The sequence below is a fragment of the Streptomyces sp. NRRL S-1022 genome, from assembly GCF_000720135.1.
Lineage (GTDB): Bacteria > Actinomycetota > Actinomycetes > Streptomycetales > Streptomycetaceae > Streptomyces.
On sequence record NZ_JOIU01000121.1, the window covers coordinates 1 to 516 of the forward strand.

The 516-nt window shown below is 70.5% G+C and carries 1 protein-coding gene and 1 pseudogene; both read right to left on the reverse strand.

Annotated features, from left to right (window positions below; all coding sequences use genetic code 11):
- Positions 1-423 (reverse strand): annotated as a pseudogene (locus tag IG05_RS0141115) (modular polyketide synthase); the annotation flags it as partial.
- Positions 420-497 (reverse strand): hypothetical protein, encoded by a 78-nt coding sequence (locus tag IG05_RS50840; protein WP_420707664.1) that lies wholly within the window; start codon positions 495-497, stop codon positions 420-422. The pseudogene IG05_RS0141115 and the gene IG05_RS50840, both read right to left, overlap by 4 nt.
- Between the last annotated feature and the right edge of the window lie 19 nt (positions 498-516).

Below are 516 nucleotides of genomic sequence, written 5' to 3' on the forward strand. Positions count from 1 at the left end.
CCCCAACAAACCGCACACCTCGTCCAACACCCGCGCGAACACCGGAAACTCGCGGTACAAACCCCGCCCCATCCCCACCCACTGACCACCCTGACCAGAAAACACAAACGCCGACCTGCCCGGAGAAGCAGAGCCCGTGACGATTCCGGGTTTTCCGTCGATCAGCGCGTCCAGGCCGGCCGGGTCCGTCAGCACAGCACGCTGCGAGAACCGAGCCCGCGCGGCCAGGTCCGCGGCCACCTCGGCCGGTGTGACCTCGGGGTGCTCGGCGAGGAACCCGCGCAGCCTCCGGGCCTGGTCGCGCAGGGCCGTGTCCGACTTCGCCGACAGCAGCCACGGCACCGGCACCGAGGCCGCAGGGGTGGCAGGGGACTCGGGCGACGCCTCCTCGGCCGGGTCCGGGGCAGGTGCCTCCAGGATCACGTGCGCGTTCGTACCGCTGTGAGCAGTGAGACGTGGCCGGCCGACCAGTGCGTGTGCCCGATGTTCGACTTCACCGACCCCAGCCACAACGGC